This is a genomic window from Bradyrhizobium sp. CCBAU 65884 (assembly GCF_028128835.1).
Taxonomy (GTDB): domain Bacteria; phylum Pseudomonadota; class Alphaproteobacteria; order Rhizobiales; family Xanthobacteraceae; genus Bradyrhizobium; species Bradyrhizobium ottawaense.
Genome location: NZ_LBJU01000129.1, coordinates 230,622 through 244,406, shown reverse-complemented (window position 1 = coordinate 244,406; position 13,785 = coordinate 230,622). Strand labels below are relative to the sequence as shown.

Annotated in this window: 15 protein-coding genes; 14 read left to right on the top strand and 1 reads right to left on the bottom strand. The window is 60.0% G+C overall.

Annotation, left to right across the window (positions count from 1 at the left end):
* Positions 1-486 precede the first annotated feature (486 nt).
* From XI03_RS31775 to XI03_RS31710, 14 genes are all read left to right on the top strand, one after another.
* A complete protein-coding gene (locus XI03_RS31775) occupies positions 487-702 on the top strand; it encodes a hypothetical protein (RefSeq protein ID WP_038949704.1) in 216 nt (71 codons plus the stop codon).
* Between the two features lie 101 nt (positions 703-803).
* Positions 804-1,310, top strand: a complete 507-nt coding sequence (locus XI03_RS31770) for an A24 family peptidase (protein ID WP_177237000.1) — start codon at positions 804-806, stop codon at positions 1,308-1,310.
* Between the two features lies 1 nt (position 1,311).
* Complete coding sequence (gene cpaB / locus XI03_RS31765) at positions 1,312-2,277, top strand: Flp pilus assembly protein CpaB (RefSeq protein ID WP_271594305.1); 966 nt, start codon at positions 1,312-1,314, stop codon at positions 2,275-2,277.
* Complete coding sequence (locus tag XI03_RS31760) at positions 2,277-3,482, top strand: AAA family ATPase (RefSeq protein WP_038949701.1); 1,206 nt, start codon at positions 2,277-2,279, stop codon at positions 3,480-3,482. Before cpaB ends, XI03_RS31760 begins: the two co-directional genes overlap by 1 nt.
* Positions 3,479-4,903 carry a CpaF family protein gene (locus XI03_RS31755; protein WP_271594304.1) on the top strand — a complete coding sequence of 475 codons (1,425 nt, stop codon included), beginning with the start codon at positions 3,479-3,481 and terminating at the stop codon, positions 4,901-4,903. Before XI03_RS31760 ends, XI03_RS31755 begins: the two co-directional genes overlap by 4 nt.
* A complete protein-coding gene (locus tag XI03_RS31750; protein ID WP_271594303.1) occupies positions 4,900-5,832 on the top strand; it encodes a type II secretion system F family protein in 933 nt (310 codons plus the stop codon). The genes XI03_RS31755 and XI03_RS31750 overlap by 4 nt, the downstream gene beginning before the upstream one ends.
* Positions 5,829-6,737: a type II secretion system F family protein gene (locus tag XI03_RS31745; protein ID WP_038949697.1), complete on the top strand. Its 909-nt coding sequence runs from the start codon at positions 5,829-5,831 to the stop codon at positions 6,735-6,737. Before XI03_RS31750 ends, XI03_RS31745 begins: the two co-directional genes overlap by 4 nt.
* A gap of 2 nt (positions 6,738-6,739) precedes the next feature.
* Complete coding sequence (locus XI03_RS31740) at positions 6,740-7,387, top strand: methyltransferase family protein (RefSeq protein ID WP_038949696.1); 648 nt, start codon at positions 6,740-6,742, stop codon at positions 7,385-7,387.
* A gap of 51 nt (positions 7,388-7,438) precedes the next feature.
* Positions 7,439-7,870 carry a hypothetical protein gene (locus XI03_RS31735; RefSeq protein WP_049806641.1) on the top strand — a complete coding sequence of 144 codons (432 nt, stop codon included), beginning with the start codon at positions 7,439-7,441 and terminating at the stop codon, positions 7,868-7,870.
* 9 nt (positions 7,871-7,879) lie between these two features.
* Complete coding sequence (locus tag XI03_RS31730) at positions 7,880-9,217, top strand: pilus assembly protein TadG-related protein (protein ID WP_271594302.1); 1,338 nt, start codon at positions 7,880-7,882, stop codon at positions 9,215-9,217.
* Positions 9,214-9,633, top strand: coding sequence for a TadE family protein (locus XI03_RS31725; RefSeq protein ID WP_152102547.1), 420 nt, complete (start codon positions 9,214-9,216; stop codon positions 9,631-9,633). Before XI03_RS31730 ends, XI03_RS31725 begins: the two co-directional genes overlap by 4 nt.
* Positions 9,634-10,066: 433 nt before the next feature.
* On the top strand, positions 10,067-11,746 hold the full coding sequence (locus XI03_RS31720) for a type II and III secretion system protein family protein (protein ID WP_271594301.1): 1,680 nt from the start codon (positions 10,067-10,069) through the stop codon (positions 11,744-11,746).
* A gap of 12 nt (positions 11,747-11,758) precedes the next feature.
* Entirely contained in the window at positions 11,759-12,157 is a 399-nt protein-coding gene (locus tag XI03_RS31715) for a hypothetical protein (RefSeq protein ID WP_038949689.1), read from the top strand.
* Positions 12,158-12,325: 168 nt separating this feature from the next.
* Positions 12,326-12,775 (top strand): tetratricopeptide repeat protein, encoded by a 450-nt coding sequence (locus tag XI03_RS31710; protein ID WP_240536539.1) that lies wholly within the window; start codon positions 12,326-12,328, stop codon positions 12,773-12,775.
* A gap of 37 nt (positions 12,776-12,812) precedes the next feature.
* On the opposite strand, the gene XI03_RS31705 is transcribed toward XI03_RS31710, so the two are convergent.
* Positions 12,813-13,310 (bottom strand): hypothetical protein, encoded by a 498-nt coding sequence (locus tag XI03_RS31705; RefSeq protein WP_271594300.1) that lies wholly within the window; start codon positions 13,308-13,310, stop codon positions 12,813-12,815.
* Between the last annotated feature and the right edge of the window lie 475 nt (positions 13,311-13,785).

Genomic DNA, 13,785 nt, shown 5'->3' with positions numbered 1-13,785 from the left:
GTACTTGGTTCGCATGGACAGATGTACCACCGTCGCGCCTCCGCACTTCGCGAAATCTGCTCCATGCGCGCCGGCCTGGTCGCAGCATCCGCTCGATTATATGTGCGTGGATTAATCGGTCGACGTGGCACCACGGTTCAATGCCACAACATAATTCCTGTATCTCCGATAAATAAATTATACCGCCTGATTTATCCGTATAATTCCGGTGATTTCCCGTCGACCCAGCCGTAGCTCAGTCTGGGATTCGATTATGGCGGTCAGCTAACGTCTTTTTATCACGACGTTTTCGCTGATTGTGATTTCCATTTTTGATTTTTGCGGGCTCGTTCCGGTAGGGTTAATTCAAAATACATTATATATTAAATGTTGACGGTAATAAACATTTAATGGATAGTTTATCGCTGGCGGGGCCGGACATAAATCCGCGGCCGCTGGAAGTTGCCGAGGTGTCTGCAAATTCATCTTAAAGAAGGGATTCTGCCTATGTTGCATCATTTCATCGAGACCAAGGAAGCGTTGAAGCGTCTGCGGACGGACCAGGATGGCGTGGTGTCATTCGAGTACATCATCGTCGCGGTTTGCATCGTCGGCGCAGTGGGTGCCGTGTTCGGTGGCGGAGCCGGCGGGCAGATCGGGGCGGCGCTGACGACCGGGATCACCGCAATCACCACCGCTTTCACGACCGCGATCGCTGGTTGATACCGCCATTTTGGCGCCAGAGGGGGGCAATCCAAGCTGCCCCCCTCCTGCAGAAGTGCTCCCACCAGTTTGCCTTCCACCTTTTTTGAAACGTGCATTTCATGAGTTGGATTGCTCCCACAGCCTCGATCCTGGAAATCCTGTTGTTGCTCTATGTCGCAACGATGGACGTCGCGACGCGCTTGATCCGAAACGAATTTTGTCTTGCGCTGGCGCTCCTCGGGATCGCCGGTCAATTGCCCAGCCCGATTCAAGTCGCTGTGTCGCTGATCGCAGCCGCGATCCTCTTTCTGCTACTTTTTGTCCTGTACGCGCGCGGAGGAATTGGTGGCGGCGATGTCAAGCTGCTGGTTGCCCTGGCGGTTGGTCTCCCGCCGAGCGGCGTGATGCAGTTGCTCACCGTCACCGTGCTGGCCGGCGGCGTTCTTGCCTTGGTGCATCTGATGATGCGTCACCTGCCATATCCCAGACTGGCACCCGCCGGATCGTCGCTCGCGCGCCGGATCTACGCGATCGAGCGTTGGCGCCATTTGCGACACGCCCCACTGCCTTACGGAGCCGCTATCGCCTGCGGCGGTATCTGGACCATTTTGAGCAAAGGATCGTGAAATGTCATCCGCGCTGCGTCTGTCGATCATCGTGGTGCTTTTGCTTGCAACCACAGCGTTCGGACTGATCGCCTACAGCATGAACCTGCCGAAGGCGCAGCCTCCGGTCCCGGTACAGGTGACAGAGGCGCCCCTCGCGCCAGCGGCGCCGACGACCGCCGGATACTTCGTCGCGGCACGGCCATTGCCGAGGGGGACGTTGGCCCGCGAAGAGGATTTCGCCGTCCGCTCGGTGCCGCCGGAGCGCGTTCCCCAAGGGGCTATCCTTGAAACCCCCGAGTCCAAGGCCGGACTTGCCGGTTCACTCATCCGCAACTTCGTCGAAGCGGGCAGTCCCGTTACGTTGCAGGATATCCTGCGTCCGCGGGACCGGGGTTTCCTCGCCAGTGTCCTGGCGCCAGACAGCCGTGCCATCAGCATCAAGGTTGACGAGGAGGCCGGTGTCTCGGGTCTCATCAGGCCAGGCGATCACGTGGACGTCGTGTTGACCCAGGTCTTCGAGAGAGTCGATACCGCGCGCCGCGCCCTCAGCGAAACCGTTCTGCGTAACGTTCGAGTCATCGCGATTGATCAGGAGATCGTGCAGGGCGCGCGACCCATCAGCGGGATGGCAGGTAAGCAAACGCAGACCGTGTCACTGGAGCTTACGCAGGTGCAGGTCAAGAAAGTCACCGTCGCAAAGCAGCTCGGGACGCTCTCGTTCGCCGTGCGCGCAGCAGTCGATCAGTGGGACAAGGCAGACACCGGCGCGATGTCGAGCTGTGACGTGTCGCCTGAACTTGCCCGCCAGTATGCAATTTCCGCACAGAGAACGGCAGTGTTCGTTCATTCAGGCGGTGAGGTCAAGCAATACACGGTCAGGAAGCAAGAGGAAGACGCTCTCGTCAGCTGCGACGGTGCATCGGAAGCCGTGCGCCCGACTGCGACGGCGGCGGGTTACGATAACAGGTTGTCGGAGAAACGTTGATGAGCATCGCCATAGCCACTCCGCCTGAAGAAACGACGTCGATCGTTACGCGCAACCGCATCGTCGGTTTCGTAAACGATGAGCTCAGCGCTGCGGCGTTGCGCAAGGGGCTCGAAGGCGCCAATCTCTCGATCAGACGCGGCACGATCCGCAATGCCATACGGATGCTCGAAACCGACACGGATCTGTTCGCGCTGGTGGTAGACATCAGTGGCGTGGATGATCCCTTTACTGAACTGGAAAGGCTGGCCGGCGTCTGTCCACCCGATGTCCGCGTAGCCGTGATCGGCGACAACAGGGAGATCACGTTCTACCGTGAGCTCCTGGAACTCGGCTTGACCGAGTATCTGCCGCGGCCGCTCACGCGCGATCTGGTGCTGGACAAGCTGCGCCCCAAGCTTCTCGGCGACGTCGCAGCCAACCAGATCGATCGTGGCGGGCACGTGGTCTCGATCTGCGGGGCGCAGGGCGGCGCCGGCGCCACGAGCATTGCGATCAATCTGGCGCTGCAACTTGCCGAGACGACCAAGGCCAAGGTGGCGCTGCTTGATCTTCATCTGCAGGGCGGCGAGGCCGCCGTGATGCTGGGTGTTCGTCCCGGGCCAGGGCTGCGTATCGCTCTGGAAAATCCGATGCGGGCGGACACACTCTTCCTCGAGCGCGCGGCAATCGAAGTCAACGAAAGGGTTTGCCTGGTCTCGGCCGACGAGGACCTCGATGCGCAGCTTGAAATTACGGAGGCTGGCGTACGACACGTGCTTGGTCTGCTGCGTCAACGGTTCAACTACATCGTGGTCGATGTACCCGTCCCGTTTCCGCCGTCGATCTATCCCGTGATTGCGCTTTCCCGTCATGTGATGGTGCTGCTCGAATCCGAGGTGACCGGACTTCGCAATGCCCATGCGCTACGCACCGCAGTGATCAACATCGCGGGCAAGGACCGGGTCTTTACCTTGCTCAACCGGGCCGGTCGCCCCGGGGGCCTTCCGAGGGCGGCGGTTGTCAAGGCGTTGGGTGCAGAGCCCGACATCGTCGTTCCCGATCTCGGCAAGGGCATGACCGAGGCGCTCAATCTCGGAATTCCAGCTCTGAAGCACGTCAGAAAATTGCGGCGTCACCTGGCGCCGATCGTACGGGAGATCAGCGGTGTCGCTGCCGAGCGAGGTAGCTGGTGGAGGAGGGTGCTCACGGCACATCTGCGATGAAGAAGTTTGGTAGGCGCGAAGACGACGCACCAGCTCACGTATCCGCCTTGGCGGCAGGCCTCCCTGCATCTGCGATAGGCTTGCCTTTGCCGTCGCCCAGCGCGACTGCAGCCGCACCGAACTTGCCTTCACCTGCGCCAAGGCGCGACGAACCAGCGATCCACCAACCCATCATTCCGCCTTCGCTGCGTGAACGGGTGATTGAGCAGATCGAACCCGCGGTGGCCGCAACCGTCTCGCGGGAGGTTCTCCGGCGGCAGATTGAAGAGATCATCCATCACATTGCCAACCAGGAACGGCTCGAGCTGTCGGGCCGCGAGCAGTTGCAGCTCGCGGACGAAATTGCCGACGACATGACGGGTTACGGGCCGCTCCGTCCGCTACTGCTGGACCAATCGATCAACGATATCATGGTGAACGGTCCAAGTAATATCTACGTGGAGCGAAGCGGCAGGCTGGAACGAGTGGCGGTGCGATTCCGCGACAATGATCACATCGCCTCCGTCGCTCAGAAGATTGCCGCGCAGGTCGGTCGGCGCGTCGACGAATCCAGTCCGATGGTGGATTGTCGCCTGCTGGATGGCAGCCGGGTCAACATCATCCTCCCGCCGCTGGCGATCCATAGTCCGTGCATTTCCATCCGCAAATTTCCAAGCCGTCGTTTGGACATCGCCGGATTGATCGAAAACGGCTCGATGACCCCGGCCATCGGACAATTGCTGGAGATCGCCGCCCGCTCGCGGCTCAATGTTCTGGTCTCCGGCGGCACCGGATCCGGCAAGACGACGCTCCTGAACGCGATGAGTCAGTTCATCGATCACACCGAACGTATCGTCACGATCGAGGACGCGGCGGAGCTGCAGCTTCAGCAGCCCCACGTGATCAGCCTGGAGACCCGGCCTCCCAGCCTCGAAGGCACAGGGCAGGTGACACAACGCGATCTGCTGGTGAATGCCCTGCGCATGCGTCCCGACCGGATCGTCGTCGGCGAGGTGCGCAGTTCCGAAGCATTCGACATGCTGCAGGCGATGAACACCGGCCATGATGGTTCGATCTCCACGGTACACGCGAATAGTACCCGGGATGCCCTGACTCGCATCGAAAACATGGTGCAGATGGGACAGGTCAATCTACCGTCGCGCGCCATTCGAAGTCAGATCGTCGCTGCGCTGGATCTCATTGTGCAGGTCGAACGCATGCGGGACGGACAGCGCCGCATCGTTCAGATCAGCGAGGTGATCGGCCTAGAAGGGGAGGTGATCACCACCAATGACATCGCAGCCTTCGAGTATCAGGAGGAGGATGTGAACGGGCGGATATCGGGCAGCTACAAGTCCAACCTTGCAACCCCGAAGTTCAAGAGCCGGCTTGTCTATTTCGGACTGGATGGTGCTTGGGCCGAGGCCATGAGGCAAATATGACGCTGGAGTCCGTGATCGTCACTGTTCTGGCGCTCGCGATGTGCGCAGCAGCCGTTTCGTTGTGGCTCGACGCTCGGGAAAGACGCATCAATCGTCGGTTGGCGGTTGCCTTGCCAACGTCGCATCCGGCTAACCTGCCATCCATTCGCCGCTTGGAGGCCGGGTCTCAGGATCGGTTTCTCAATCGGTTGTCCAACTACAATCCCGATATACCTTACACGTTGCGTCCCGCCTATGTTCTGCTTGCCGGTGCATTCGGAGCAGCAGCGATCCTTTATGCGAACAGCCAGCTGGGATATTCCATCGGCTACGCGTCCATTGTCGCGGCAATCGCGGCCCTCATTGTGATACGAGGCCTGTTCGGATGGCAGCAACGTCGCTTCGCTCTTCAGCTTTTTCGACAGCTGCCTGATGCGATCCAGCTGGTGACAAGTACAGTGCGATCGGGTCTGCCTGTGCACGAGGCATTTCGTGCCCTCGCGCGGGATATGCCGCAGCCAACCGCTGGGCAGTTTGCCATCGTATGCAGCGAAGTGAATCTGGGAAGACCTGCAGAGGAAGCTGTCCAAGCTGTCTATCGGCGAACGCAGGTGGCGGAGTATGCGATCTTTGCGGTGACACTTGCCGTCCAGTTGAAGTCCGGTGGCAGCCTGGCCGAGACTTTGCAGAACCTGGGAGACACTGTCAGGCAACGTGTTGCGCTGGCTGCCCGCGCCAAGGCGCTGGCAGGAGAGGTGATCTTTTCCTCACGGGCGCTGACAGTCTCGCCCTTGATTGCAGGTGGGGTCCTGTACGCAGCCAATCCGCAGACGGTTGATCTGTTGTTCACCGATCCGGTTGGAAACAAGCTGCTGGCTTACGCGGTCCTTTCGGTGCTTGTCGGAGCCCTGGTGATAAGCTGGATGGTCAGAAGGGAAACAGAACTATGACTTCTGGTCTCAGTCTGGTGGCCCTTGCAGTCGTGGCTGCGACTGCGTCCTGCATGTTGATCATCCGCGAAATACACATTCGTACATTGGACGCCCGGGTATCAAACGCCGTGATGGGCGTTGCTGGCCGGTCTGCGCCCTTCCAGGATGTGACCGGTTGGTTTTCGTCACTCGGCATGCGCTACCGTCGCTTCTATGCCGAGGAAAATCTGGATCAGCTACGAACCATCCTTCAATCGTCGGGTTTCAATCATCATCGAGCCTTGCCGACCTGGATCGGTGTCAAAGCCGTCAGCATGGCGCTATGCCCGATCATCGCCGGGGGTGCCGCTCAGCTTCTCGGGAAGCCGCTGCTTGATGTACTGGTCTTCACACTTATTGGCGTGGCGATCGGGATTTTAGCGCCGCGATTGATACTGGCGGTGCTGAAGCGGCGGTTTGATGCCGCCATTCGACTGGGCACGCCGGACATGATCGATTTGCTGGTTGTGTGCAGCGAATCGGGAATGGGACTGGAAAGCGGGCTGGCACGCGTAGCGCAAGAAATGCAAGAGACCAATCCCGCCATAGCCAGGGTCATGACCGGACTTCTTGATGATCTCCGGATACTGCCAAGCCGCAGCGACGCATTCGAGAAACTGGGAGCTACATCGGATGGGCTTCGCCGATTCGGAATCATGGTCGGCCAAAGCCTGCAATATGGAACTCCGGTGGGCCAGGCGCTGAGGAGCATCGCCGTCGACCTCCGGCGCGAACGAATTACCAAGCTTGAAGAAAGAGCACACAAGTTGGGCGCCAAGCTGACCATTCCGATGGTGTTGTTCCTGCTTCCAGCCATGTTCGTCATTTTGGGAGGAAGTCCCATTCTGCATCTCGTGCGTTCGTTCGCCAGCTTCGGTAAGTAGCCATGAGCACGATTGCCCTGTCGAAAACGTCCTCTTACGATCGAACAATGCAACTGTTCGGCGGCATGTGGTTCATGTTGCTGGCGCTTGGCGTGGCCATCAAGATCGGATCATCGGCTCATGATCCCTGGCCGTCGCTCCTGTCGAGTGTTTGCCTCGCTGTCTTCTACGTGCTCCTGGCGCTGTTGATCGTCACGCGGCCCCCGGCGAAGGCGCAAGCGAAGGGCCGTCTCCCAAGGATAGCGGCGTTCGTCGGCACCTATATGCCGTGGACAATCGCTTTCTTCGGCGAAACCGACAAGGCGTTGCCAAACCTGGCCTCCACCGCGTGCGTGTTGATCGGCATGATCATGATGCTGGTCACCATCCGACATCTTGGCAGGTCGTTCAGTCTGGTGCCACAGGCGCGCAACGTGGTGCAAACGGGGCCGTATCGGTGGATCAAGCACCCGCTCTACCTCGCGGAAGAAATCGCGGTGCTGGGCGTGGTACTGAGAAGCCCGACGCCGCTGACAGCGGTGTTGCTCGTCTTGCATATCGGCATCCAGGTTTGCCGGATTTATTACGAAGAGGACCTGCTTCGGCGCAACTGCCCTGAATATTCCGCTTACGAAGCATCGCGCTGGAGAGTGATCCCTTACGTTTGGTGAGTGCTGTTCCGGTCGACGACCGGAAGGGTGAGTATTGGTCGAGGTCAACTCATGAGCCGCAAGAAGTCGTTCATCGGGGATCAAGGCGGCGCCGTCGCGTTTGAGACATTGATCGTCTACCCAGTTTTGGTGGCGTTCCTGCTCATGCCGCTCGCCGACCTGGCTGCTGCGGGATTCCAGTTTATCTCAGCGTGGAGCGCATTGCGCTCCTTCGGGCAGTATGTGCAGTACGCCAATCCGCTCGCCCCTGACGGCACGGTGAGCTGGAAGACAGGGCTACAGACGACAGTCGCTGGTCATGCGATCAGCAACCTTCAGGTTTTGTGCGGAGACGCAGGGGCCACCTGTTCGCCAGGCAATCTAGCTTCTCCCAAGTACATTACATTCTCGACAACCATCACCTTGGCTCCAATTGTCTGGAGAGGGGTGCTGTGTCCCACCACCTGTACCTACACGCTGCCTTACTCAGAACGCTTCCAGTAGGGGGCTTAAATGCGTAGTCTACTCCGTTCCCAACGAGGCTCCGTCGCATTCGCAACAGTCATCGCTCTCGTGCCGCTGATCGGATTCGTCGCACTCGGGGCCGAGGCCGGATCGTGGTACGTCACCCGCCAGCACGCGCAGAACGCCGCCGACTCAGCGGCCTATTCGGGCGCATTGCGGCTTTCATGTATCATGGCGGGTGCGGCCTGCGACACGCAGTCCGTGGATTATCGCGGCAAGGAATTCGCGGCACAGAACGGGTTTTGCAACTCAAGTCCCAACGACGCTACCGGCTATCCGGGCAGAAACTGTCCGACAAGCCTACCGACCAGAATCTCGCGGGCCGTGCAGATCGATATCGGCGATTACAATGGGACCACGTTCACAACGCCACCTGCAGGCACCGGCAATGCCGTTCGCGCCAGGGTCAGCCAGCAACAGCCGGCGTACTTGGCGGCAGTGCTGGGTTTGACCACCGTCAACATCCCCGCCCAAGCCATTGCAGTGGTCCAGCAGCCGACGAAGGCCTGCGTCCTGGCGCTTGGACCTGATTTAGGCGCACTCAAGCTTGCTGGTAACCTCAGCAACAACGGAACTGGCTGCGCCTTGATGTCGGATACCAGTGTTCAACTTGCCAGCACTCCAACGTTCACCGGCTCGGGATGGGCCGTTTATGGTGTAAGTGGCTGCACCCCCTCAGGCAGCTGCAGTAATGTTAGCGTGCCGCACAACTATTTTATGACGTACGCTAGCAATCCGCTCAGCAAACTGGACACCGCATCGTTCAACAGCAGGACGGGCAATACAAATATGCCATGCACCCTTCAGGCGGACGGGTGGAAGCATTGCGCGCCGAATAGCGCGGGGACTGGAGCTTACGGCAGTTTCACGGTGCAGAACGGCGACAAGTACGTTTTGGACCCGGGAACATATGTCTTCTACAAAGCAAATATAAAGATGACCGGCGGACAACTGAAAGGCGCAGGCGTAACCCTCGTCCTGCTCGGAGACTCGCAGCTCACCATCAACGGGGGTACGGCTGATCTCTCCGCACCTGCCACTAACACCTTCTCCTCTGATCTAAATGGCGTCCTGATTGATGATCAGGCCCCGAGCAAGACCAGCAACAAGGTCACCATAAACGGTGGCGGCCAGGTTAGCCTGGGCGGGGCTCTCTACTTTCCCAAGGTCGACGTTAGCTGGGCCGGTACGACTTCCAGTGCGAATACGACCTGTTCGCAAGTGATCGCCAAAACGATCGACATGAGCGGTGGCGGCTACCTCAGCACGGAAGGCTGTGCGCCGGCCACCATCGTATACACCCAAGTTGTCGCTTTGGTGCAATGATGAGAAAGCTCGACAATCGCGGGATGGCGCCGTTTGAATTTATCATGGTGTCCGTGGCGCTTTTCACGTTGATGTTCGTCATCTTCGATCTCGGGCGCTATGCCATCACGATGCAATCCTTGCGGACGCTCGCGAGTGCCGGCGCCCGTGCGGTCATGATCAGCTGCTATACGCCTGCCTTGCTTCAAAGCCCGCCGCAGTCGCCGGCCGGCTGCATCGGGGATCCCCTGTCCACCGCCGCCAAGCAGAACGCGGCCCCCTTCCTGTTTTTTGGAGGTCTCACGCCAACGCTGACCGTGGGTGCCAACAGCAACAGCTTGAGTGTTACAGCTTCCCAGGCAAACTTTAAGATGCTGATGCCCATATGGGGCACAACGCTCAATGCGCCGATCGCCTCCAACCAGATTCCCTTCTAAGGCGAATATGGCAGCACGCCTGACATGTTTCGCTCGACAGCGCTGCGGGGCCGCGGCGGGCGGGCCAAGCGCGCGGGTGCGGAATTACTGGGACAAGCGAATCGCCAAGCGTGCCACCGACTGTCCTTCGATAGCAAAGCCGCGACGGGAGCGCGCGCCAAGAGCGGTCGTGCTGCGGGATAGTTCCCCACAACCAGTGAGAATGATGCGCGCTGGCAACATCGAAGGGTTTTCTTTCTGCTTGCGGCGGTGCGGTAAGTATCTCGTCTTGCAAGCTGCCTGCATGAAGGAGGATGATCTTGGAAACACGAAGTAACGAATTGTAGTGGGACAGATTGTAAACTCTGCGACGTGGTGCGCAGAGGGGAAATGTTGAGGACGTCGAGCACGTAGATTTGCGGGGATCTCCGTGGATCGCAGTGGGGGGACTCGGATGAGTGGCGATCGCGTTTCGGGTAACAGGGTCGGGAGGCTTCTCGCCTTCGGCGTGATGGGTCTGGGCGCGGCGCTCGCCTCCTCTGGGGTCACGGACCGTGCGACGGCTGCAGACCGGCGCGGCTCCTCCGGCGGCGTCATCGTCAGCGAGATGAATGACGTCCAGCGGGTCAAGCTCGTCGTCAACAAGTCACGTACCTTCAAGGTCGACACGGCCTTTGCGACGATCGTGGCGGGGTCGTCTGACATCGTCGACGTGAAGTCGCTGAGCGATCATCTCATCTACGTGCAGGGCAAGCAGACCGGCACCACCAACGTCATCCTGTTCGACAGCTCGATGAAGCAGATCGGGATCCTCGACGTCGAGGTCGTGATCGATACCGGCAATCTGCAGCAGAACATCCGGACCAGCACCGGCGGGCAGGGTATCCGCGTGTCGGCTTCCGAGGGCCAGGTGGTGCTCAGCGGGGTCGCCGCCGACGCAGTTACCGCCGAGCGGGCCATGGCGATCGCCACCAGCACGGTCGCGAAAGGGGGCGTCGTCGTCAACGCGATGAGCGTCGCGGCGCCGCAACAGGTGATGCTCGAGGTGCGCTTTCTAGAGGTGAGCCGGGAGGCTGGACGCAACTTGGGCGTCAATCTGTATGCGGCTAATGCTAACGGCACCAATGTGGGCAATAGCGGACTTGGTTCGACGACGGCCGTCGGGCGGGCACCCATCGGTGGCATCAATAGTCTCACGAGGGTACCCACCACCGGCGGCACTAGCAACCTTAGTCCCAGCAGTACTCCTGTTGGCGCCAATCCTGCTGGCAGCCTTCCGATACTCGGAACTCTTGGGACGCTGGCCGGTACTGCTGGAGGCATTGCGCCGGCGCCGTTCGGAAGCTTGTTGACCAGCATTATCAGGACCAGCAGCGGGGGCTCGGTGGACCTGTTGATCTCGGCGCTGGAAACCAAAGGATTGGCACGCCGGCTGGCGGAACCAAATCTGACCACGCTGTCCGGCGATGCTGCCCGCTTTCTCGCCGGCGGTGAATTTCCAGTGCCGATCCCGACCCAGACGCAGAACGGCTTTCCCACCATCACAATTGACTACAAGAAGTTCGGTGTTGAGCTCGCCTTCGTCCCCACCGTGCTCTCGCGCGGTGTGATCAATCTTCGGGTCGAGCCGTCGGTCAGCGAACTTGATTTCGCCAACGCGGTGACGATCCAGGGGACGACCGTTCCTGCGCTGACCCGCCGCGACGCGCGAACCACGGTTGAGTTGCGCGATGGCCAGAGCTTTGCCATCGCCGGCCTGTTGCAGACCCGCAATCGCCAGGACGTCTCGCAGTTGCCCTGGATCGGCTCGGTGCCGGTGATTGGAAGCCTGTTCAGCAGCAAATCGTATCAGCAGGAAGAAACCGATCTGGTGATCATCGTGACGCCGCGCCTGGTCGCGCCGGCGGCACCCGGTCAGCAACTGGCATCGCCACTCGACTCCCGCCTGCCGGCCAACGACGTCGATTTCTTCCTCAATGGTCAGATGGAAGTCCGCAAGCGGTACAATGACTACGTCAATTCCGGAGGCGAGGTGAAGGGACCGTATGGCCACATCATCGCGCCTGAAGTCCGGACCCCCGTCGTCGTCCCGGCCGCGAGTGCCGATCAGACGGTCGTCAAAACTCTAAACTAGAGGACGCGCGAGATGACGATCAGGTATCTGGCTCTGTTTGCGCCCTTACTGCTCGGGGGATGTTACGGCGTCGCCGGTCATGACGAGGTGGACCGCTACTTTCAGCGTTCCGACAGCATCACGATGACCGCCGGCGATGCCAAGCAGGTCAACGCCGTGACTCATACAATTCATCCATGGCCGCGATACGTCGGTGATCGCCGGATCGCATACGATGCTCGACGTGTGGGCTCGGCCGTGACGCGTTACGGCAACCAGCAACAGCCGGTGGATCAGCTTCCCGACATGGGCGATCCGACGAAACTCATCGGCCAGCGGCCTCCGGTCACGCAGAATGTCAACGTAACTGGATTGGGTGCGGGAGCATCGGCGGGAGTATCGGTGCCGGTCGGCGGGGCAGGGGGCAGGTAGCGGCTTCTGGTAATTGAGTTGAGGGACGGGACATTTGAGTGCGGTGCAGTGCGTCCGCTGGGCCGGGCGGGGGACAAGATTATGCGACGTGCCATTCTACTGTTGACCTGTTGCTGGCTGGCGCCAGGCCTTGCGGCATGTGACTATACCACGAGGGAGGCTGCCATCGTGGCTCCGGTCGAGCCACCGGGTGGGGACCCGGTGCAGGAGCCGACCGACGTCAAGTACTACCCGTCGGACGAGCCTGTGCGGCTGGGCCTGGAGCATTACAATCGCGGCAGTTACGGACTCTCGCAGCGCTATTTCAAGGACGCCGTCGAGAAATCACCCAAGGACGTCACGGCCTGGATTGGTCTCGCAGCGAGCTACGACAAGCTGCGTCGTTTCGACCTGGCCGATCAGGCCTATGCCCAAGCGATCCGGCTGGGAGGCGAAACCGTTCAGATCCTGAATGACCAGGGATATTCGTACATGCTGCGCGGCAATCTGAATGCGGCGCGACGGAAGTTCGAGAAGGCTTATTCGCTCGATCCGGGTAATCCGGTCATCGCCAATAACCTCGAGCTTCTCAATGGCAGCCGGCGGTTCATTGAAAGACCACCCAACAACCAGCCATAAGTGCTCGACCGGCTACCGCGATCGCGGCCAGTTCTCGTCAATTTGGCCCAATCACAGCATCAGCGTGACGGCTGCCGCTGCGGATGATGACAACAAGGCCATTGCGAACGGTAAATCGCGCGCCGAGCAGTTTCCGCACCTTCTCCGTCATCGGAGAGGGAAAGGGAACGGTCTCTCCCGCGACGGGATCGCCGACTTTTATCGTCTCAGTCGCGGGGCCTGCAACTGGTGCAGGCTTGATATAGTCTCGGATAAGCTGAATCTCTTCACGTGACAGGATGAGCGGAGCCTGGTCAGGCTGGGTCTCCGACGGCGGCTTGGTTGTTCCACTGCTTGCCTTTTCGCGTATCTCATTGGTGCTTGCGATCTGATCGAGCCTGGCTACGCGTAGCTTGAGCGCGATGATGTCACGTTGCAGTGCTGCGATCTCCAATTTGCGCGCGTTGACCTGCATGAAGACAATGATCGCGCAAACGCAGCTCACGACGAGGCCGACGCTCAGCAGTGCGATCAACCACCGCTCAAAGTTTCCCATCGACCCTCCGGTCGTCCGGGGGAGTTGATCGCGCTGGAGATGGCTCCGCCAGATGCGACGTCCTCGATCGATCCAATCGGTAGAGCTCGTTCCGCCGGTCGCCGCCTGGCCCGACCCAAAATGCGCGGGCGACGAGGTGGCTTCCTCTCGGTCCGGATCAACTGACGACGTTAGATTCTCGGGGACGCGATCCCCCGTAGCCAGATGAGCTGCAGGGTGGAAGGGATCCATCTGCTTATCGAGCCGGCCCATCTCCGCTCTCCATGCCGCCATCTATCAACGCAGTTCCGCCGACGCGGCTAGAACAGGGTACCCGAGGATTCGATCAATCGGAACGGAAAAGGCTCCAGGCCCCCGGCGTGAGCCGCTCCAAGGGTAGCTTCAAGAGATAGGGCACCAATTAGATGCCAAGGTTCACCCCCGCGGATGCCGACCACGAGGACGGTAGCCGGTGAGACGAGGATTGCCGGATGCA